Origin of the sequence: Streptomyces sp. NPDC001507 (genome assembly GCF_042894765.1) — a bacterium.
Lineage (GTDB): Bacteria > Actinomycetota > Actinomycetes > Streptomycetales > Streptomycetaceae > Streptomyces.
In genome coordinates this window covers 1-21,311 of the sequence record NZ_JBIAVV010000002.1, presented here as the reverse complement: position 1 = coordinate 21,311, position 21,311 = coordinate 1, and the positions used below count along the sequence as shown (strand labels likewise).

The 21,311-nt window shown below is 71.0% G+C and carries 12 protein-coding genes, 3 tRNA genes and 1 pseudogene; 6 read left to right on the top strand and 10 right to left on the bottom strand.

The window, feature by feature from the left end:
• Window positions 1-345: 345 nt before the first annotated feature.
• Window positions 346-3,972 carry a LamG-like jellyroll fold domain-containing protein gene (locus ACFY0K_RS06345; RefSeq protein ID WP_390639446.1) on the bottom strand — a complete coding sequence of 1,209 codons (3,627 nt, stop codon included), beginning with the start codon at window positions 3,970-3,972 and terminating at the stop codon, window positions 346-348.
• Window positions 3,973-4,321: 349 nt separating this feature from the next.
• Here ACFY0K_RS06345 and ACFY0K_RS06340 point away from each other — a divergent pair.
• Window positions 4,322-4,657, top strand: a pseudogene (locus ACFY0K_RS06340) (hypothetical protein); the annotation flags it as partial.
• Between the two features lie 443 nt (window positions 4,658-5,100).
• On the opposite strand, the gene ACFY0K_RS06335 reads toward ACFY0K_RS06340, so the two are convergent.
• The 3 genes from ACFY0K_RS06335 to ACFY0K_RS06325 all read right to left on the bottom strand — a co-directional run bounded on the left by ACFY0K_RS06335 (window position 5,101) and on the right by ACFY0K_RS06325 (window position 5,506).
• Window positions 5,101-5,177: transfer RNA gene (locus ACFY0K_RS06335), tRNA-Ile, on the bottom strand.
• A gap of 178 nt (window positions 5,178-5,355) precedes the next feature.
• A tRNA-Asn gene (locus ACFY0K_RS06330) sits at window positions 5,356-5,428 on the bottom strand.
• Between the two features lie 5 nt (window positions 5,429-5,433).
• Window positions 5,434-5,506, bottom strand: a tRNA-Asn gene (locus ACFY0K_RS06325).
• Between the two features lie 134 nt (window positions 5,507-5,640).
• Here ACFY0K_RS06325 and ACFY0K_RS06320 point away from each other — a divergent pair.
• The 4 genes from ACFY0K_RS06320 (at window position 5,641) to ACFY0K_RS06305 (ending at window position 11,375) form a co-directional block, all read left to right on the top strand.
• Entirely contained in the window at window positions 5,641-5,946 is a 306-nt protein-coding gene (locus ACFY0K_RS06320) for a YtxH domain-containing protein (RefSeq protein ID WP_390638875.1), read from the top strand.
• Between the two features lie 148 nt (window positions 5,947-6,094).
• Window positions 6,095-7,549 carry an FGGY family carbohydrate kinase gene (locus ACFY0K_RS06315; protein WP_390638874.1) on the top strand — a complete coding sequence of 485 codons (1,455 nt, stop codon included), beginning with the start codon at window positions 6,095-6,097 and terminating at the stop codon, window positions 7,547-7,549.
• 164 nt (window positions 7,550-7,713) lie between these two features.
• Window positions 7,714-9,447, top strand: coding sequence for an ABC transporter ATP-binding protein (locus ACFY0K_RS06310; RefSeq protein WP_390638873.1), 1,734 nt, complete (start codon window positions 7,714-7,716; stop codon window positions 9,445-9,447).
• Window positions 9,447-11,375: an ABC transporter ATP-binding protein gene (locus tag ACFY0K_RS06305; RefSeq protein WP_351954895.1), complete on the top strand. Its 1,929-nt coding sequence runs from the start codon at window positions 9,447-9,449 to the stop codon at window positions 11,373-11,375. Before ACFY0K_RS06310 ends, ACFY0K_RS06305 begins: the two co-directional genes overlap by 1 nt.
• Window positions 11,376-11,557: 182 nt before the next feature.
• On the opposite strand, the gene ACFY0K_RS06300 is transcribed toward ACFY0K_RS06305, so the two are convergent.
• The 5 genes from ACFY0K_RS06300 to ACFY0K_RS06280 all read right to left on the bottom strand — a co-directional run bounded on the left by ACFY0K_RS06300 (window position 11,558) and on the right by ACFY0K_RS06280 (window position 18,642).
• Window positions 11,558-12,859 (bottom strand): RNA polymerase sigma factor, encoded by a 1,302-nt coding sequence (locus ACFY0K_RS06300; RefSeq protein WP_351954896.1) that lies wholly within the window; start codon window positions 12,857-12,859, stop codon window positions 11,558-11,560.
• Window positions 12,860-12,963: 104 nt separating this feature from the next.
• Window positions 12,964-14,877, bottom strand: a complete 1,914-nt coding sequence (gene dnaG / locus ACFY0K_RS06295) for a DNA primase (protein WP_390638872.1) — start codon at window positions 14,875-14,877, stop codon at window positions 12,964-12,966.
• Window positions 14,878-15,002: 125 nt separating this feature from the next.
• Window positions 15,003-16,265, bottom strand: coding sequence for an NAD(P)/FAD-dependent oxidoreductase (locus ACFY0K_RS06290; RefSeq protein WP_390638871.1), 1,263 nt, complete (start codon window positions 16,263-16,265; stop codon window positions 15,003-15,005).
• Between the two features lie 158 nt (window positions 16,266-16,423).
• Window positions 16,424-17,704 carry a deoxyguanosinetriphosphate triphosphohydrolase gene (locus ACFY0K_RS06285; RefSeq protein WP_390638870.1) on the bottom strand — a complete coding sequence of 427 codons (1,281 nt, stop codon included), beginning with the start codon at window positions 17,702-17,704 and terminating at the stop codon, window positions 16,424-16,426.
• A gap of 209 nt (window positions 17,705-17,913) precedes the next feature.
• Window positions 17,914-18,642, bottom strand: a complete 729-nt coding sequence (locus ACFY0K_RS06280) for a sirohydrochlorin chelatase (protein ID WP_390638869.1) — start codon at window positions 18,640-18,642, stop codon at window positions 17,914-17,916.
• 164 nt (window positions 18,643-18,806) lie between these two features.
• Between ACFY0K_RS06280 and ACFY0K_RS06275 the strand changes: the two genes are divergently transcribed.
• On the top strand, window positions 18,807-19,487 hold the full coding sequence (locus ACFY0K_RS06275; protein WP_390638868.1) for a vancomycin high temperature exclusion protein: 681 nt from the start codon (window positions 18,807-18,809) through the stop codon (window positions 19,485-19,487).
• Between the two features lie 107 nt (window positions 19,488-19,594).
• On the opposite strand, the gene ACFY0K_RS06270 is transcribed toward ACFY0K_RS06275, so the two are convergent.
• Window positions 19,595-20,854, bottom strand: a complete 1,260-nt coding sequence (locus ACFY0K_RS06270) for an AMP-binding protein (RefSeq protein WP_390638867.1) — start codon at window positions 20,852-20,854, stop codon at window positions 19,595-19,597.
• Window positions 20,855-21,311 lie beyond the last annotated feature (457 nt).

Genomic DNA, 21,311 nt, shown 5'->3' with positions numbered 1-21,311 from the left:
GCTGCTTCGGCAGCGCCGGCTTGCCCAGGCCGCCCCCGGCAGCATGAGCCGCCGGCACTCCAAGTCCCGCCGGAACAGCCAGCGCCATGCACAGCGCCGCGACAACAGGTGTCCGCCGACGCCGTACACCCCGCCTCAGTGCAGGTGCACGCCACGGCAGCAAAACACCGCGGGTCAGAGCAGTGCCGATCCAACGAGCATTCATGCCGGGTCTCATGACTAGCCTCCCGCGACCGCTGCCGGCCGCCTGCGCACGCCAAGGGATCAAAAATGCAAGGGGGACAAGGGAGCCGGGCCGGGTAGGGCGGCTGCTTTGCGCCGCCCCACCCGTACCTGTCACGCGGGTCAGTCTCCGATGGTGTCGGTGATTTGCTGGTTGGCCATGGCACCGGCCCAGATCCGGATGTCGGTGATCTTGCCGGGCAGGTAGTGGCCCCACGATCCGCCGACGTATCCCTCACCGGCGGCGAAGACACCGGACCCTGCCACCGCCGTATAGGGATGGGTGGCCTCGGCGCCGTTCTCGTCGGGGCCGAGGTAGAAATGGATCGTGCCAGACGGGGCGTCGTACGTGCCGGTCATCCGGACCGGGCTGCCGAGTTCCGCGGCCTCGTCGGAGACCACGCCGTCGAAACTGCCGTCGGTGTTGAGCCGGCCGAAGTACCACTTGCCGACCGGGATGGTCGTGTCGGTGTCCGGATCGGTATCGGTTCCGGTCAGCTGGTACCAGAAGCCCCAGGCGGAACCGTCCGCACTGCGCTGCCCCAGGACCTGAGCCGTATAACCCGTCGGTTTGCTGAGCAAGGCGCTGCTGTCGATGTCCACCAAGCTGGTGGCGGTGAACGAGGCCGTGTCGTCGAGTAGTGGGCCGGGAGCTGTGGCGGCGCCATCCGTTCCGTTCAGGACAAGTGCCTGGCCGTCGAGCGAGGCACCGCCTGACAGCGTGAGCGTGCGGCCGTATCCGGAGGTGGTGTCCGCCAGCGTGGTGCCGCTGGCTCCGTCCGGGTTCCAGGCGCCCATCAGCTCCACGCTCGGCACGCCGTTGGAGTCGAGGAGTTGGTCCTCGGTGGCGATCCCGTCCTCTTGCTCCGTCAGATTCCGCTGCCAGACGGCCACTTCGTCGATCCGGCCCCGCCAGTAGTTCACGTAGCTGCCGGGGGTGAAACTGGCTCGCCCGAACTGGAGGGTGCCGTCGCTGATCGTGGCATCCGACGTGGCGGGCAGCGCCACCGGCGAGCCCTGCAGGCGCCCGTTGACGTACAGGGAGATGGTGCGGTCCTTGGAGTTGTACACACCGGTCAGATGCGTCCACACCTTCATCGGTACGCCCGCCGTGTCCGCGCTCGCGCCGAGGTACTTGCGCACCCCGTTCTCGTACCAGTTCCACAGGAACACCCACCGCTGGACGTTCGGCGAGTAATACAGGGAGAACCCGGAGCCGTCACTGCCAGTCTCCGACAACACCGTGCGGAAATCGGACTCGTCCGTGAGGTAGGCCCAGGCCGAAACGGTGAACGACGACTGGGTGTTGACGACCGGAGCGGCGGTGGCCGCATATCCGGCCTGGCGTGTGGTGTCGGAGGTGTCGTTCAGCCACAGCGACCGGTCGCTGTCGCCTCGGCGTGCAAGTGAGGACCAGCCTGCGCCGCTGGTGTACAGCGTCGCTGGGTGCCGCGTGCTGCCCTCGGTTGCTGTGTCGGCGGCCGTGGTCGCCCCTGAACCCGGGGCCGCGTCATCGAAGTGCCAGCGACCGATCGCCGTCTGGCCCGCGGCGACGTTGAACTTCACGATGGCCTTCGCGCCCCAGCGTCCGGCGCTGTCCTGCGCCCGTACCTGAAGCTGCTGGCTGCCCGCCACCTGCGGGGTGATCGCCACATTGACCTTGTTGCCGGAGATCGGCTTGGACCAGGAGGCGGAGCTCGCGAGCTTGTACTCGTAGGCGGTGTTGGTGTCCCCGGAGGCAGGCGAGAAGGTGAACTGGCCGGGAGTCCCAGGGCCGCCGGCAGGGTCGCACAGGTTGGCCGTGCACTCCGAGTAGGGCTGTCCGAAGCTCACCGCGGGTGCCTTCGGAGCGGTGGTGTCCACCTTGAAGTAGCACCAGTCCTTGGTGGTCACCGTGCTGTGCGACTCCAGATAGTCGTCACCGCCGTTGTAGTACGAGCGGCTGAACACCGCCAGGCGGTACAGGACCCCCTCGGACAGGGTGATCGGCGAGGGGTAGGTGACAACACCGCCGTTGCCGACATAGCCGCTGGTGGGACGAACCGGTTCGGTCGCCACCGACCAACCGTCGGTGGTCTGCTTTTGGATGTAGAAGTGGGCGCGCAGGCTCGCGCCGCTGCCACCGCCGGTCGCCGTCCACACCGCCGCGGTCAGGCTGGGGGTGGGATCGGTGATCGTGTCCGGGTCGCCAGAGTTGGTCTCGCAGCTGATCCCGCTGCCCTCGACGATGCCCGCCCTGGTCGGCACCGCCGGCAGCCCCACATAGGTCACGGACAGCACGGCGTCATTCCGGAACCGCTTCCAGGCGCTGGTGTCCGTCTCGTCCCGTGCCTTCAGCAACAGCGTCAACCGGGAGAACTTGCCCGCAGCCAAGTCCCCCACCGCCGACGTGAGGCTCGAGCCGCTGAACTCGATCGGAGCCGGCGGCTGCGAAGGATCGCACAGGGAACTGCGGCCCGCCGAGACATCACGGCTCGCCATCATCCCCAGATACGAAGGACGGGTTGACCACGTCGTGGACGAAGAGATGTTGCTGGTGCGCTCCAGGTCCACCCAGCGCGCATCACAGGTGAACGACCAGCTCTCGGTCGCCCGGAACGTCGCCGACAGCACCTTCTTACCCGCCAGGCTGCTCGGCGAGAACTGGAAGTACAGCCGCTCGGTGTAGCCGGGGCCACAGTAGTAGCCGTTCCACGAAGAGCAGTGACCCGTGCCCTTGCCCTCGTTGTTGCTGCCATTGCCCCAGTTGAAATCGCTGACGCCGTCCGAGCGCAGATACGTGTGGGCCGTCTGGTCCAGTCCCACACTGGGGTCGATGTAGAGCGGGTAGGCGTTGCTGTCACTGTTCGCCAGCATGCCCGCATCCGGCACCACGGCCAGCGAATCGGTGCTGACCTGGACCGGCAGCACTGCCGACGCGTCCCCGTCACCCGGCCCCGCCGTACCATCCGCCGACGTCCCAGCGGACGGATCCGTGGTCGCCGACGGCGACGGACTGCTCGCCTGCGTGATCGCAGCCGTCCGCTCCAGTTGGGCAGACGCGCCGGAGGCAGCCGTATCGCCCTGCGAGTCCCACATCAGCGCCGCCGGAGCCGCGAAGACCGGGCGCGCGTCGTCGTCAACGGCGGTCATCCCACCGCCACTCGTCGGCGCCACCGTCAGCCCGTCCGCCTGAAGGGAAAACGCGACCTTCTTCAGCTCCGGGTCGGCAGCCGCCTGCGGGCTCTTCACCACGAGCAGCTCACGAAAGCCCTCAGCCGTCGCCGTCATCCGCAAGTCCACACCCGGAAGCACATCGGTGTAGACCGCGCTCGCGCCGTCCAGCGTGGGCTTCGGAAGCGCGCCCGGCCAGCCCAGCCGCAACGACTTGCCGCCCCGGGCGATGTCCACCAGTCCCGAGCCGTCACCGCCGCTGGAGAACGCCAGGTCCACCAAGGCCGCCTTCGGCCCGACCGTACCGTCCGACCGGACCTCCAGGGTCGGGTCCGGGGACACCCACGACCCGTCGCCCTGGTACACCCGCACCGGCACGGTCGACTGGTCCACCGTGAACGTAGTGCCGTCCGGATTGGCGTACGTCGTCGTGTACTCCGTACGGTCGTCGGTGACCTCGACTGGAGAACCGCTCACCGCCGCTTTCTGCGAGGCGGCCGCCTCCGGCGAGAGAAAAGCCGTGCTGGCGGAACCGGTGTCCTGGCCGTCGGCGACGGCCGTGTGCGCGGCGCTCGTCGCGACAGGCTGAATCAACAAGACCGCCGCGGCCAGCCACGCCAAATGCAACGGCCGCACACGTCTACCCCCCGAATCCCCCACAAGCCACCCCCGAGTACTTGACGAGTCGATCACAAGCCCTTGGCGATCGAGAGCATGGCAGGGGCACTTCGACCGCAGAGCAAGGAATCAGTCAAGATCAGGCGATCAACCGACCGAGCACGGGTAAAGAATCTTCCGGTTAACTTCAATGACAGGTACCGGACACCACCTCGACCCCGCGAGCTGCCGCCTCCAAACTCAGACGGACCGCTCCTCATGGATGTCTACGTGCACCAGGGAGCCCGGTCAATCCCTTCCGGAGGGGTTCTCCGGTTACCGAAAACCTCAACTCGAGGTCCTCTACTCCGCCCGCTCGGCCGCGGACCGCGCACGCCTGACGGCGGCACTCGACGCCCACTACGCGTGGTGCCCCGTGCCCGACGGTGTCTACCGTCGTTCCCGAGTGATCCAGGAACAGCTCACCGCGAAGGGCGAACACCGCAGCGCGGGCCCGGTTGACCTCCTCATGGCCGCCACCACCGAAGAGACAGGACTCGCCCTGCTCCGCTACAACCGCGACTTCGAAACCATCGCCCGGACGACGGGCCAACCGGCGCAAGCGATCACCCTCAGACGTCAACGCCCGCCGGTGGCGCCCGGCTTTGCATGCAGGGCCCGCTGATGACGGAAACGCCATGAGTCAGGCAATCGGCGCTCGGGGCACGCGCGGACACCAAGACCAGCGACTTCGACCAAACCCTGCAGACCTCGGGCTACGAAACGCGAGGCAACGCAACTTGTCCGGTGAACCGAGCGGCAGTTGGAGAGGCGTCCGGCAGACAGGGCTGGAGTAGGACGCCAGCCAGGTCACGCAACTTCCTGCGGCCCGTCTCCATTTCCTCGCGTCCACTGGGCGTCCACTGAATCTTGATTCTGGGCCCTGCCGCGCAACTTCCAGCAGACGAACTCGCCTTGCATCGCTGCAGGTCAGCCCCTTGACAGGGGTAGCCGCACACCTGCCGCGACGTCTCGAACAGTACTTGTGAGCAGCGGATTCTGCCCATGGGACCCGGGTCGCTACTCAGGGCCACCAAAGATGCGTTTCCGCAGGTCAAACCACGTGACTGGTGGGGCGGGTGGGACTCGAACCCACGGCCGACGGATTATGAGTCCGCTGCTCTAACCGGCTGAGCTACCGCCCCATAGCGGCGTGTCGCGTACAAGTGTGCGCGCCGTCTGCCGCAGCATAGCCGCTCATACGATCTCCTGCTTCGGCTGGTCGGCTTCTGCGGACAGTCACGACCTTCAGGACATCGGTGCAGGCCCGGCGGTTCCCGCGGACATGAAAAAGGACCCCACCAGGGGTCCTCGTTCAGCATGCTCCCCCGACTGGACTCGAACCAGTAACCTGCCGGTTAACAGCCGGCTGCTCTGCCAATTGAGCTACGGAGGACCGAGCTCCCCCGACTGGACTCGAACCAGTAACCTGCCGGTTAACAGCCGGCTGCTCTGCCAATTGAGCTACGGAGGAATGCCTCGTTGCATCGAACGTACCTACCTGGGTATTCGCCAGGAAGCGCCCGCTCGCTGCGACACATACATTAGCGCAAGCAGGGGGGTGCTCCGCCAATCGGTACTCCCCCACGTCGGAAGGGTGGCACCGCCATGCGCTACAAGCTCACGTTCGTCGTCGGGCTCGCTCTCGGTTACGTGCTCGGCACGCGAGCCGGACGAGAGCGCTACGAACAGCTGAAGAAGTCCGCCCGCCAGGTCGCCCAGAACCCGGCCGTCCGCAACACCGCGGAGACCGCCGCCCAGCAGGGCCGCGTCTACGCCGGCAAGGCCATCCACTCGGTGAGCGAGAAGGTCGGCGACCGCATGCCCGACTCGGTCGCGGCCCGGGTCCGGTCCCTGCGCGACCGCAACACGAACGGCGCAGCCGGCGACGACTGGGGCACCAGCAACACGTAGGTCCACTTTTCGACGCGCCCGGCGGCACCCCCCAGGGGCGCGGGGAACTGCGCGACCAGCCACAGCGCGCCCCGCGCCCACAAGACCACGCGAACCCCTACGGCGCCCTCGGCCGAACCACAGCGGCGCGTGCGGCAGAATTTCGGTCATGGGGATAGTCGCCGGGTTGGACAGCTCACCCGATTTCACTCGCATCGTGGTCTGCGACACGGACACGGGTGCGGTGCTCCGCCAGGGATACGCACCGCACCCGGTCGACACGCCGGACGGCGCGGCGCGCCCCAGTGACGTCGACCCGCAGGCCTGGCTGCTCTCCCTCGGCGAGGCCGCCGGCGGCGGACTCCTGGAGGGCGTGCAGGCCATCGGCGTGTCCGCGCAGCAGAACGCGCTGATCCCGCTGGACGCCCAGGGCAGCACCGTCCGCCCCGCGATGGTCGGCGGCGACAAGCGCGCCCAGGTGGCGGCCGCCGATCTCATCGACGCGCTCGGCGGCCGGGAGGCCTGGGCGCAGGCCGTGGGGTGCGTGCCGCAGGCCGCGCAGCCCGTCACCAAGCTGCGCTGGCTGGCCAAGACCGAACCGGAGAACGCCCGGCGGACCGCCGTACTGCTGCAGGCCCACGACTGGCTGGTGTGGCAGCTGCTCGGGCGGCCGGTCCGACGGACCACCGATCGCGGCGGGGCCTCCGGGACCGGGTACTGGTCGGCGGCCACCGGCGGCTACCGGCCCGATCTCGTCGAACTCGCCCTGGGGCACCAGGCGATGCTGCCCGACGTGATCGGCCCGTCCGACGCGGCCGGTACCACCCCGGAGGGGCTGCTGATCTCCGCGGGGACCGGCGAGACCATGGCCGCCGCCTTCGGTCTTGGGCTCGGGTTCGGGGACGCCGTGGTGTCGCTCGGCGCCTCGGGTTCGGTGATGGCCGTGCACACCGAGGCGCTCGCCGACACCTCCGGGATGATCACCTCGCTCGCCGACGCCACCGGCATGCACCTGCCGGTCGTCACCACCCTCAACGCCGTACGGGCCCTGCGCGGCACCGCCGAGCTGCTCGGGCTCACCGATCTGGAGGCCCTGTCCGACCTGGCGATGAAGTCGACGCCCGGCTCGCACGGGCTGGTCATGCTGCCGTACCTGGAGGGCGAGCGGACGCCGAACCTGCCGCACACCGCCGGGACGCTGGCCGGGCTGCGCCGGGAGTCGATGCGGGCCGAGCACCTCGCGCGGGCCGCCTTCGAGGGCATGCTGTGCGGGCTCGCCGACGCGCTGGACGTGCTGCGCGGCCGGGGTGTGGAGGTGCGGCGGATCTTCCTGCTGGGGCAGGCCGCCGAGCTGCCGGCCGTGCAGGCGGCGGCGCCGATGCTGTTCGGCACACAGGTCGTCGTACCGCAGCCGGCGGACTACGCGGCGATCGGGGCCGCGCGGCAGGCGGCCTGGGCGCTCGGCGTCTCGCAGGGGACGCTGGACCCGCGCACGCCGCCGGTGTGGCAGGGCGCGGCGGCTCAGGTCCTGGAGCCCGGGGACGAGCTGGCCGTCGGGCAGGCGGTGCGGCAGCAGTTCATCTCGGTGCGGGAGCAGACCCATCCGGGGGCGTTCCGGTCGTAAACCCCGCGAAACGCGCGTCCGCGTACGGCCGTGTCCGTCCGCTGTCGGGTTAATCGGTTGAGGTAACGCGGGTGGAGTGTCGGACGATAGGGGCCTAGGGCAAACACCCCGCCCTCCGGGCAGGTGACCCTGCCCACCCCACCGCCGACTCCGAGAGACGTAGCGTGCTCATACGACTTCTGCGGACCTACCTCAGGCCCTACAGGAAACCCATCTCCATCCTGGTGCTGCTGCAGTTCCTGCAGACCTGCGCCACCCTCTACCTGCCCACGCTCAACGCGCACATCATCGACAACGGCGTCGTGAAGGGTGACACGGATTACATCCTGTCCTTCGGCGCCCTGATGATCGGCATCTCGCTCGCTCAGGTGGTGTGCAACGTCGGTGCCGTCTACTACGGCGCCAGGACCGCGTCCGCGCTCGGCCGGGACGTGCGTGCCGCCGTCTTCGACCGGGTGCAGTCCTTCTCCGCACGTGAGGTGGGTCACTTCGGGGCACCCTCGCTCATCACCCGTACGACCAACGACGTACAGCAGGTCCAGATGCTGGTCCTGATGTCGTTCACCCTGATGGCGTCGGCGCCCATCATGTGTGTCGGCGGCATCGTGCTCGCCCTCGGCCTGGACGTTCCGCTGTCCGGGGTGCTGGTCGCCGTCGTACCGGTGCTCGGCATCTCGGTGACCCTGATCGTGCGGCGGCTGCGCCCGCTGTTCCGGGCCATGCAGGTGCGGCTCGACACCGTGAACCGGGTGCTGCGCGAGCAGATCACCGGCAACCGGGTGATCCGCGCGTTCGTCCGCGACGAGTACGAGCAGGGCCGGTTCGGGAAGGCCAACAAGGACCTGACCGACATGCAGCTGGCCACCGGCAACATGCTGGCGCTGATGTTCCCGATCGTCATGACGACGGTGAACGTCTCGTCGATCGCGGTGGTGTGGTTCGGCGCCCACCGGATCGACAGCGGCCAGATGGCGATCGGTGACCTGACCGCCTTCCTCGCCTACCTCATGCAGATCGTGATGTCCGTGATGATGGCCACCTTCATGTTCATGATGGTGCCGCGCGCCGAGGTCTGCGCCGAGCGCATCGAGGAGGTCCTGGACACCGAGTCCAGCGTCGTCCCGCCGCTCGCGCCGGTCACCGAGCTGCGCCGGCACGGCCATCTGGAGATCCGGGGCGCCGGGTTCCGCTACCCGGGTGCCGAGGAGCCGGTGCTCAAGGCCGTCGACCTGGTGGCCAGGCCCGGCGAGGTGACCGCCGTGATCGGCTCCACCGGCAGCGGCAAGTCCACCCTGCTCGGGCTGGTCGCGCGCCTCTTCGACGCCACCGACGGCCAGGTCCTCGTGGACGGCGAGGACGTCTCGGGCCTCGACCCGAAGCTGCTCGCGCAGACGGTCGGCATGGTCCCGCAGAAGCCGTACCTGTTCGCCGGCACCGTGGCGACCAACCTGCGCTACGGCAACCCGGACGCCACCGACGAGGAACTGTGGCACGCGCTGCAGGTGGCGCAGGCCAAGGGCTTCGTGGAGAAGCTGGAGGGCGGCCTGAACGCGCCCATCGCCCAGGGCGGCACCAACGTCTCCGGCGGACAGCGCCAGCGCCTCGCCATCGCCCGCACGCTCGTGCAGCGCCCGGAGATCTACCTCTTCGACGACTCCTTCTCCGCCCTCGACTACGCGACCGACGCCGCCCTGCGCGCCGCGCTCGCCCGGGAGACGGCCGAGGCGACCGTCGTCATCGTCGCCCAGCGGGTGGCGACCATCAGGGACGCCGACCGGATCGTCGTCCTCGACGAGGGGCGCGTCGTCGGCACCGGCCGCCACCACGAACTCATGGCCGGCAACGAGACCTACCGGGAGATCGTGCTCTCCCAGCTGACGGAAGCGGAGGCTGCCTGATGGCCGGGCCCATGGGACGCATGATGGCCGGGGGCGGCCCCGACTCGCGCTCGATGGACTTCAAGAACTCGGGCAAACGGCTCATCGCCCGGTTCAAACCCGAACAGCTCACGATCTACCTGCTGCTGTTCTGCGTGGTCGCGAGCGTCACCCTCAACGTGATCGGCCCCAAGATCCTCGGCAGGGCCACCGACCTGGTCTTCGCCGGCGTCATCGGCAAGCAGATGCCCGCCGGGACCACCAAGGACCAGGTCCTGCAGGGCATGCACGAGCGCGGCCAGGACACCGTCGCCGACATGCTCAGGAGCACCGACTTCACGCCGGGCAAGGGCATCGACTTCGGCCAGGTCGGCGACGTCCTGCTGTTCGCGCTCTGCACCTACGTCGTGGCCGGCCTGCTGATGGCGGTGGCGACCCGGCTCGTCAACCGGTCCGTCAACCGCACGATGTACCGGCTGCGCGAGGACGTCCAGGCGAAGCTGTCCCGCCTGCCGCTCTCCTACTTCGACAAGCGGCAGCGCGGCGAGGTGCTCTCCCGCGCCACCAACGACATCGACAACATCGGCCAGACGCTCCAGCAGTCGATGGGCCAGCTCATCAACTCGCTGCTCACCATCATCGGTGTGCTCGCGGTGATGTTCTGGGTCTCCTGGATCCTCGCCCTGGTCGCCCTGGTGACCGTGCCGCTGTCCTTCCTGGTCGCCACCCGCATCGGCAAGCGCTCGCAGCCGCATTTCGTGCAGCAGTGGCGCTCCACCGGCAAGCTGAACGCCCACGTCGAGGAGATGTACACCGGGCACACCCTGGTGAAGGTGTTCGGCCGGCAGGAGGAGTCGGCGCAGCAGTTCGCCGAGCAGAACGAGGCGCTGTACGAGGCCGGGTTCAAGGCGCAGTTCAACAGCGGGATCATGCAGCCGCTGATGATGTTCGTGTCGAACCTGAACTACGTGCTGGTGGCGGTCGTCGGCGGTCTGCGGGTCGCGTCCGGCGCGCTGTCCATCGGTGACGTCCAGGCCTTCATCCAGTACTCCCGGCAGTTCTCGATGCCGCTGACCCAGGTCGCCTCCATGGCCAACCTGGTGCAGTCCGGTGTCGCCTCCGCCGAGCGGATCTTCGAACTCCTCGACGCGGAGGAGCAGGAGGCCGACCCGGTCCCCGGCGAGCGCCCCGCCGAACTGCGCGGCCGCGTCGCCCTGGAGCACGTCTCCTTCCGCTACGACCCGGAGAAGCCGCTCATCGAGGACCTCTCCCTCACGGTGGAACCGGGCCACACGGTCGCCATCGTCGGCCCGACGGGCGCCGGCAAGACGACGCTCGTGAACCTCCTCATGCGGTTCTACGACGTCTCCGGCGGCCGGATCACCCTTGACGGCGTCGACATCAGCCACATGTCCCGGGACGAACTCCGCGCCGGCATCGGCATGGTGCTCCAGGACACCTGGCTGTTCGGCGGCTCCATCGCGGACAACATCGCGTACGGCGCCTCGCGCGAGGTCACCCGCGGCGAGATCGAGGAGGCGGCGCGGGCGGCCCACGCGGACCGGTTCGTCCGTACGCTCCCCGACGGCTACGACACGGTCATCGACGACGAGGGCACGGGCGTCAGCGCCGGTGAGAAGCAGCTCATCACCATCGCGCGCGCGTTCCTGTCCGACCCGACGATCCTCGTCCTCGACGAGGCGACGTCGTCGGTCGACACCCGTACCGAGGTCCTGATCCAGAAGGCGATGGCCAAACTGGCGGACGGCCGGACGTCGTTCGTGATCGCGCACCGCCTTTCGACGATCCGGGACGCGGACACCATCCTCGTGATGGAGAACGGCTCGATCGTGGAACAGGGCGCGCACGCGGAGCTGCTGGCGGCGGACGGGGCGTACGCCCGGCTGTACAAGGCACAGTTCGCGCAGGCGGTGGCCGAGGTGGACTGACGCGGGTGCGGCACGGGTGGGGACGCTCACCGGCGCTTGCCGGGTGCTGCTGCGCCCACCCGTGCCGCCCTGCGGCACGCCTGCCCGCAGCTGAGTAGCCCCGTAAGGGGCGCTGGGGGTACCCCCGGCCGAAGGCTGGGGGAGGAACTGCGCGACCAGCCCCCACGCACCCGCACCCGGCGTCAGTCCAGATAGCCCCTCAGCTGGTCCGCAAAGGCGTGGTCCCGCAGCTTGTTGAGCGTCTTCGACTCGATCTGCCGGATCCGCTCCCGCGTCACACCGAAAATCCGCCCTATCTCCTCCAGCGTCCGCGGCCGCCCGTCGGCCAGGCCGTACCGCAGCTGGACGACCTTCCGCTCCCGCTCCCCGAGCGTGGACAGCACCGCCTCCAGGTGCTCCCGCAGCAGCAGGAACGCCGCCGACTCGACCGGGCTCGCCGCGTCGCCGTCCTCGATGAGGTCACCGAGGGCGACGTCGTCCTCCTCGCCGACGGGGGCGTGCAGGGACACCGGTTCCTGCGCCAGCCTCAGCACCTCCCCCACCCGCTCCGGCGCCAGGTCCAGGTGCGCCGCGACCTCGTCGGCCGTCGGCTCGTAGCCCCGCTCCTGGAGCATCCGGCGCTGGACGCGGACGACCCGGTTGATCAGCTCCACCACATGCACGGGGACGCGGATGGTGCGGGCCTGGTCGGCGAGGGCGCGGGACATGGCCTGGCGGATCCACCAGGTCGCGTACGTCGAGAACTTGTAGCCGCGGGCGTAGTCGAACTTCTCGACGGCGCGGATCAGGCCGAGGTTGCCCTCCTGCACCAGGTCGAGCATGGTCAGGCCGCGGCCGACGTACCGTTTCGCGACCGACACCACCAGCCGCAGGTTCGCCTCGATGAGGCGGCGCTTGGCCATGCGGCCCATGACGACCAGCCGGTCCAGGTCCAGCGCCAGTTCGCTGTCGAGGTCGGGGGTGCTGCCCAGCTTCTCCTCGGCGAACAGGCCGGCCTCCACGCGGCGGGCGAGTTCGACCTCCTCGGCGGCGGTGAGCAGCGGGATGCGGCCGATCTCCCGCAGGTACTGGCGGAACAGGTCCGAGGAGGGGCCGCCGGTGTCGGCGCGGGCGGCGGCCCGCGGCTCGGCGGGCTCGGGCTCGGGCTCCGCGTCGGGGGCCTCGGCCGCGAGCTCCTCCGGTGGCGGGCCGTCCGGCTCGGTCTCGGGGTGCAGCGCGGCCCGGCTCTGCGGGGGCACGCCGGCATGGCCGCCGGTATCGGCTTCCGGCTCGTCCGTGAGCGTGCTGCTGCTGTCCGTCTGGGTCAGGGTCTGGGTCTGCACGGGGGCGACCTCCAGGATGATCGCTGCCAGGGGGTACGGCAGCGGTACTTCGGGGGCGGAGACGACGGCCTCGCCGCTGTCCGTCCCGTACGCGATGAGTGGAACGGCGGGGGTGTGGGACCCGTCCGGGACGGGCCGGCCGCGCTCCGAGGACTCAGGCACCGCACCCCAGTGTGGGGTAAGACACATCGCCGCCACGAGGGGCGTGCGGTGACTTTTTGCGTCCGGTCCGTGACCGCGCGGTTATCCTGCCGGTCCGCCGGGGCTCAGAGAGCGGCCGGTCCCTGCTCGCGCAGCGCCTGCCCGTACTGCTGGAGCACCCACAACTCGTTCTGCACGGAGGCGAGTTGGGCCGGGTCGCCGCCGTTGCCGAGGCGGGTGAGGGTGATCTGGATCTCGTGGATGCGGCGGTCGACGGCGCGACGGCGGACGGTCACGAGTTGTTCGCCCGCGTAGTTCTCGTCGACCGTGCGGCGCATGATCGGCTCGACGGCGAGCTCGGTGACCATCGCCCGGACCCCGTCGTCGGCGGCCGCCTCACGGACCCGCACCAGGTACTCCTGCGGATCCTGCACGCCGTACTCGGCGCCGCCCGCCTCCATGATGGTCCGGCGCACGGCCGCGTAGGGCTCGGCGGTGAACTCGTCGATGCCGTACGCGTCGAAGGCCGGGGAGACCAGCTCGGGGCGCTGCAGGGCGAGTTTCAGCAGCTCGCGCTCGGTGGCGTAGACGGCGTTGCGGAGGTTGAGGGCGGGCCCGGAGACGGTGGGGCGGCCGGCGCCCGTGTCGTACGACGGCTGCTGCGGTCCGCGGGCCGGACCGGCTCCCCTGCCGCTCCCGCCCTTGTCGCGGGCCCAGCGGGCCAGCTGGGCCACCCGCTTCACCACGAACTGGGTGTCGAGGATGCCGAGCATGCCGGCGAGCTGGACGGCGACCTCGTGCTGCGCGCCGCTGTTCTTGATCCGGGCGACGACCGGCGCCGCCTCGTCCAGGGCGGCCGCGCGGCCCGCCGGGGTGTCCAGGTCGTAGCGGGCGACGATCTGGCGGAGCGCGAACTCGAAGAGGGGGGTGCGGGGTTCGGTCAGGTCGACGACCGCGTCGTCGCCCTTGGCGAGGCGCAGCTCGCAGGGGTCCATGCCGTCGGGGGCGATGGCGATGTACGTCTCGGCGGCGAACTTCTGGTCGTCCTCGAAGGCGCGCAGGGCCGCCTTCTGCCCGGCCGCGTCGCCGTCGAAGGTGAAGATCACACGGGCCGATCCGTTGTCCATCAGCAGCCGGCGGAGGATCTTGATGTGGTCGCCGCCGAAGGCGGTGCCGCAGGTGGCGATCGCGGTCGTCACCCCGGCCAGGTGGCAGGCCATGACGTCGGTGTAGCCCTCGACCACGACCGCGCGGCTGGCCTTCGCGATGTGCTGCTTGGCGAGGTCGATGCCGTACAGGACCTGGGACTTCTTGTAGATCGCGGTGTCGGGCGTGTTGAGGTACTTGGGCCCGTTGTCCGCCTCGTAGAGCTTGCGGGCGCCGAAGCCGACGACCTCGCCGCCGATGTCCCGGATGGGCCACATCAGGCGGCCGCGGAACCGGTCGATGGGCCCGCGCCGCCCTTCCTGCGACAGGCCGGACGACAGCAGCTCCCTGTCGGTGAAGCCCTGGCCGCGCAGGTAACGGGTGAGGTGGTCCCAGCCCTGCGGGCTGTAGCCGACGCCGAAGTGCACGGCGGCGGCCTGGTCGAAGCCGCGCTCGGCGAGGAAGACCCGGCCGGTCTCGGCCTCGGGACTGGTCGCGAGCTGCTCGGCGTACCAGGCGGCGGCGATCTTGTGCGCCTCCACCAGGCGGATGCGCTCACCGCGCTGGTGGGACGGGTTGTACCCGCCCTCCTCGTAGCGCAGGGTGATGCCGGCCCGGGCGGCCAGCCGCTCGACCGCCTCCGAGAAGGAGAGGTGGTCGACCTTCATCACGAAGGTGAGGGTGTCGCCGCCCTCCTGGCAGCCGAAGCAGTGGAAGAGTCCCTTGCTCGGGCTGACCTGGAAGGACGGCGACTTCTCGTCGTGGAACGGGCACAGGCCCTTCAGGTTCCCGCCGCCCGCGTTGCGCAGCTGGAGGTACTCGGACACGACGGCGTCGATCGGGACCGCGTCCCGTACCGCCTTCACATCCTCGTCATTGATCCGTCCAGCCACGGATGGATTCTACGGGGGTGCTGTGACAACTCCGGCGCGCCGGAGCGCCCCTTCAGGGGCGCGGGGAACTGCGCGACCAGCCACACCCGACCCGCACCCGCGCGCCCACCGCCGGCGGCAGCCCCCTAGGCGAGCGAATCCAACGCCACATGGGGGTCGGCCAGCGCGTCGAGATCCACCGGCGCCCCGGAGCGGATCAGCCGCTGGATCGGCTCTGTGACATCCCACACGTTCACGTTCATCCCGGCCAGCACCCGCCCCTCCTTCACCCAGAACGCGATGAACTCCCGCTTCCCCGCGTCCCCGCGGATCACCACCTGGTCGTACGACCCGGGCGGCGCCCACCCGCTGTACTCCATGCCCAGGTCGTACTGGTCGGTGAAGAAGTAGGGCACCCGGTCGTAGGCGAGGTCCTGCCCCAGCATCGAGCGGGCCGCCGCCGGGCCGCCGTTCAGCGCGTTGGCCCAGTGCTCCACGCGCAGCCTCGTGTCGAACAGGGCGTGCGGGAAGGCGGCCACGTCACCGGCCGCGTAGATGTCCGGGTCGGACGTCCGCAGGCGCTCGTCGACGACGATCCCGCCGCCCTGCGCCCGGTCGGCCAGCTCCAGACCGGCCGCCTCGGCCAGTCCGACCCGCGGCGCCGCGCCGATCGCCGCGAGGACGTCGTGCGCCGGGTGCTCCTCGCCGTCGTCGGTGCGCGCGGCGAGCACCATGCCGTCCTGGCCGACGATCTCGGTGAGCCGTGCCCCGAAGCGGAACCGGACCCCGTGCTCCTTGTGCAGCTGGGCGAAGACGTTGCCCAGTTCGGGTCCGAGGACGCTGTGCAGCGGGGTCTGCCCGTGTTCGATGACGGTGACCTCGGCGCCGTAGGTCCGGGCCGCCGCGGCGACCTCCAGGCCGATCCAGCCGGCGCCCGCGATGACGAGGTGCCCGTTGTCGCGGCCGAGCGCGGCGAGGACGCCCTTGAGGCGCTCGGCGTGTGCGAGGCGGCGCAGGTGGTGGACGCCGGCCAGGTCGGTGCCGGGGATGTCGAGACGGCGCGGCTCCGCCCCGGTGGCGAGCAGCAGCTTGTCGTAGCGCACCAGCGTGCCGTCGTCGCCGAACCGGACGGTCTTGGCGGCGCGGTCGATGCGGTCCACGGTCTGGCCGAGGTGCAGTTCGATGTCGTGCTGCGCGTACCAGGCGGGCTCGTGCACGAAGACGCTGTCGCGTTCGGCCTTGCCGAGCAGGTAGCCCTTGGAGAGCGGCGGCCGCTCGTAGGGGTGGTCGCGTTCGTCGCAGATCAGTATCACCCGGCCGGTGAAGCCCTCGGCTCGGAGCGTCTCGGCCGCCTTCGCACCGGCGAGTCCGCCTCCGACGATGACGAATGTCTGGTCCGCGTCGACCACTTGATGCCTCCTCGTAAGGGTGCCGCCACATATGCCGCCCACATGCGCCGCACTGTGAGCCTCCCGCACGCAGCGTGATGCGGGAAGAGGGTGTGACCCCCGCTGACGCGATCTTGCCCCGATCAGGCCAGCGGGAGTCGCGGAGAGTCACGAAGTGTTCATATACGTCCCGTCAGCCGCGCGTGCAGCGACCGCGCGGAGGCGTCGGTGAGCGAGGCGATCTGATCGACGATCACGCGCTTGCGGGCGTGGTCGTCACCGGCCGCGTCGAACAGCGCCCGGAACTGCGGGTCGAGTCCGTCGGGCGCGCGGGCGGTGAGCGCCTCGGCGAGTTCGGCGACGACGATCCGCTGGTCGGCGCGGAGCCGCTCCTGCTCGGCGCGCTGCATGACGTACCGGTGGGCGATGGCCTTGAGCACCGCGCACTCCGTCCGGGCCTCGCGCGGTACGACGAGTTCCGCGCCGTACCGGGTGAGCCGGCCGCCGCCGTACGCCTCGCGGGTGGCGCCCTCGGCGGCCAGGCAGAACCGGCCGATGAGCTGGCTGGTGGCGTCCTTGAGGCGGGCCTGGGCGACCGCGCTGCCGTCGTAGCCGTGCGGCCACCACTCCTCGTCCTGGAGCCGGTCGAGGGCGGCGGCGAGTTCGGCGGGGTCGGTGCCGGCGGGCACGTACAGGCCGACGGCGACCGCGAACACCTCCTGCCGTTCCGGCTCCGCGTGCAGGCAGTTGGGGTCGATGTGACCGGCGTGCAGGCCGTCCTCGACGTCGTGCACCGAGTAGGCGACGTCGTCCGACCAGTCCATCACCTGGGCCTCGAAGCAGGTGCGGGTGCCGGGGGCCTCCTTGCGGACCCAGTCGAAGACCGGCCGGTCGTCCTCGTACACGCCGAACTTGGGGGACCCCGGGGCGGTGGGGTGAGCGCCACGCGGCCACGGGTACTTGGTGGCGGCGTCCAGGGCGGCGCGGGTGAGGTTGAGGCCGACGGAGCCCTCGGGGGTGAACCGCTTGGGCTCGATGCGGGTGAGGAGCCGCAGGGACTGGGCGTTGCCCTCGAAGCCGCCGCAGTCGTCCGCGAACTCGTTCAGCGCCTGTTCGCCGTTGTGGCCGAAGGGCGGGTGGCCGAGGTCGTGGGAGAGGCAGGCGGCCTCCACGAGGTCGGGGTCGCAGCCGAGGGCCGCGCCCAGTTCCCGGCCGACCTGGGCGCATTCGAGGGAGTGGGTGAGGCGGGTGCGGGGGCTGGCGTCCCACGCCTGGGCGGAGGTGCCGGGGGTGACGACCTGGGTCTTGCCGGCGAGGCGGCGGAGGGCAGCCGAGTGCAGGATGCGGGCGCGGTCGCGCTGGAAGGCGGTGCGGCCGGGGCGCTTGTCGGGTTCGGGGGCCCAGCGGTCGGCTGACGCCGGGTCGTAGGCCGAAGAAGGCACGGGTGCGGGGACTGCCATGGTTCGACAGTACGGGTTGGTGGTGACAAAACGGGGGTTGTGGGGTGCCTACTCGGCTGCCGGGTCGGGGTGCGTTTGCGGGTGCGCCGCCGTCGTGGCTTGTCGCGCAGTTCCCGCGCCCCCAAGAAGGCGGGCCCACTGGGCCGACCCAAAGGGGCGCGGGGAACTGCGCGATCAACCACGACGCACCCGCAGCCGCGAGCGCACCCCTAGGCGGCTGCGGTCACCGGCGTTCCCAGTGCCCGCTCGTACCGGTGGACGACCAGGTCCGCCATCGCCTCGTGCGCTCCGAGGGGGGCCGAGGCGAGCCACGGGGCGTGTGCCGCGGACTCCGTCGCGAAGCGGCCCGGGGCCGTGAAGTAGGAGGCGACGGCGATGCGGTGACGGCCCTTCGCGCGCAGGGCGGAGACCGCGTCCGGGACGCTCGGAGCCGCCGCCGAGGCGTAGGCCGCAAGGACCGGGACGCGCAGGCGGGCGGCGAGGAGGCCGGCCATGCGGTCGGTGTCGGCCCTGGCGTCGGGGTCACGGGAGCCGGCCGCCGCGAGGACCACGGCGCTCGCGGGCCTGGGGCGCCAGCCCGCCTCCAGCAGGCGGGCGTGCAGGGTGTCGGCGAGGAGGGGGTGGGGGCCCAGCGGGGCGGCGATGCGGGCGCGGGCGGCCGCGGCCGTCTCCGGGATGTCCCGCTTGACGTGGTGGCCGCGGCCGAGGAGGAGCGGGACCAGGACGGCCTCGGTGTTCCCCAGGGCGGCGAGGGTGTCGGGGAGCAGCGGCTCGTTCAGCTCGATGTGACCGAGGCGCACGGACAGGCCGGGGCACCGTGCGCGCACCCGGTCCATGAGCGCCCGCACGGTGCTGAGCGCGCGCGGGTCGCGGCTGCCGTGGGCCACCAGGACCAGGGCGGGCGGACCGGGGCGCGAGGAGAGGTCGGTCACCGTCATGCGAGGATCCTCGCCGGGCGAGGTTGCACGGCCGTTGCCTGGCCGTCACGCGTCTTTTCCGGCCCTTCACGGTGCGCGCCCGCACGCTGTGAGCGAACCGGAGTCCGCTGCGCTGCGTCCTCCATGGTCGGAGCGAACGGGGAGCACGAGGGGGGAACGAACGTATGAGGATCCGCCGCCCGCGGCTGCCGCGGACCCGTGCCGGCCGGCGACGCCTGGTGCAGGGTGTGATGGCCGGGTGCGTGCTGGCGCTGCTGCCTGTCACCTGGCTGTACGTCTCGACGGCCGGCCGGCTGCGCACGGTGGCGGACGTGCCGCGCGCCGACGTCGCGGTCGTCTTCGGCGCGGGCCTGTGGGACGGCGAGCCGTCGCCGTACCTCGCCAACCGCCTGAACGCGGCGGCGACGCTGTACAAGGAGGGCCGCGTCAAGGTCGTCCTCGTCACCGGCGACAACAGCCGCAAGGACTACGACGAGCCGGACGCCATGCGCACCTACCTGACCGCGCACGGCGTGCCCGGCAGGCGCATCGTCAGCGACTACGCCGGGTTCGACACGTGGGACTCCTGCGTCCGCGCGAAGAAGATCTTCGGCGTGGACCGGGCCGTACTGATCAGCCAGGGGTTCCACATCCGGCGCGCGGTGGCGCTGTGCGAGGCGGCGGGGGTGACGTCGTACGGGGTCGGGGTCGACGCCAAGCATGACGTGACCTGGTACTACGGGGGCACGCGGGAGGTCTTCGCGGCGGGGAAGGCGGCCCTCGACGCGCTCTTCGAGCCGAACCCCCGGTTCCTCGGGAAGAAGGAGCCGGGGGTGGCGGCGGCCCTGGCCGCGGCGAAGCCCTGACTCCGGCGAAATCCGCCGCGGTCCGGCAGCGCCCCCAAAGGGGCGCGAGGAACTGCGCGACCCGCCACGACGGCGCCGCGGTCGGCCGGCGGCATGTTGCGGACGGCCTACCGGGGGACGGTCACCGTGCGCTCCCCGGCGAGCCGCGGCAACGGCCGGTCCGTGCGGTGGCCGACGTGTTCCAGGTGGCCGTCGGGGGTCCAGCGGCCGAGGCCGCCGGTGCGGAACATGGTGCGGCCGGCGCCGAGGAACGGGTCGGGTGCGTACCGCTCGGCGTTCAGGGCTTCGTCGCCGAGGCAGCCGGCCGGGACGCAGTCGCCGCCCGCCCACACCTCGCCGGTCTCGCCGATGGGCAGCGGCCTGCGGTCGGCGCCGAGGACGTACACCGTGCTGTTGGGAAGGGGCCGTCCGGTGTCCGGGGTGCGGCGGCCCATGGTGGTGGCGAGGGCCGGGCCGCGGCAGTGGAGGAGAGCGGCCCGGCCCGACCAGCGGTCGGCGAGGGGGCGCGGGCAGGGCTCGCCGGTGACGGCGACCGTGCGCAGGTGCGGCCAGTCGGCGGGGTCGATGCCGGACAGCGCGGCCGGCGTGGCGATCAGGACGGTCGCGGTGCGGGCCGCGGCGCCGGTGTCCGTGCCGCGGATGGCCAGGGTGGCGCCGTGGGTGAGGCAGCCGAGTATCTCCCAGGCGGCGGGGCCGGAGGCGATGCCGAGGAGTTGGGCGACCCGGTCGCCGGGGCGGATGCCGAGCCCGCCGGGTTCGGTGAGCAGCAGGTTGGCGAGGTTGCGGTGGGTGAGCTGCACGCCGTGGGTGCGGCGGCCGGCGGTCCCCGGGGCGAAGAGGACGCAGCAGCCGTCGTCGGGATGCGGCGGCAGCGGCGGCGGCACGGGCCCGGGGCCGTACGGCGCCGGGTCGTCGAGGGCGATCAGCCGGTGGCCGCCGGGCAGGGGGACGCGCGGGAGGTGTTCCTTCTGGGTGAGGATCACCCGGGTACGTGCGGTGCGGATGACGTCGGCGAGCCGGGCCGGGGGCGTGCGGCCGATGTCCTGGGGGACGTAGGCGGCGCCCGCCTTGAGGACGGCGAACAGGCCGACCAGCATCGGGATGGAGCGCCGGGCGAACAGGCCGACGCGGTCACCGGGCCGGACGCCCTCGCGGACCAGCCGGGCGGCGAGGGCACCGGCGTAGCGGTCGAGTTCGCCGTAGGTGAGGGTCGCGCCGTGGTGTTCGGCGGCGACGGCGTGCGGGTGGGCGATGGCGTGCCGCTCGATGGCCCGGTGGACGAGCGGTTCGTGGACGGGTACGTCGGCGCCGCGGCCGTACTGCCAGAAGAGGTGCTGGTCGCGGGGTGTGAGGTGACGCAGAGGCATGGCTCGGAGACCTCCTGGCTGGCTCTTTCGAGTGGGGGGAGGCCGAGTCCGGGAGCGACGGTGGCCCGGTCAGGGCGGGGGTCGAGCGCCGTGCGGGTCTTGCGGGAGGTGGGGGACGGCGGTGGCCGACGACGACTGTAGCCGGGTCCCTTGAAGTCTCAACGGGGCGGGATTGGCCAACGGGGGTGGGGAATGAGCCACGTGCGGGGCGCTCCGCCGCACGGGCGGCGGCGGACAGGGCGCCCATCAGCCCGGCTCGGGTCCGGTAGCGGCGGCCGCCGGGCCGGTATCGGTTCTCACGATGGCTGGGACAGTGCGGGGAGTTGACGGCCTCCGCCGTGCGGCACGGGTTCCGGCCGGCGGGGGGGTGCCTCTATGTCTTTCGTCAAGTGAGGCGTGGGGTTCTGGGTTCGTAGAAGGTGCCGTCGCGGAGCATTGCGAACAGCACGTTGATCCG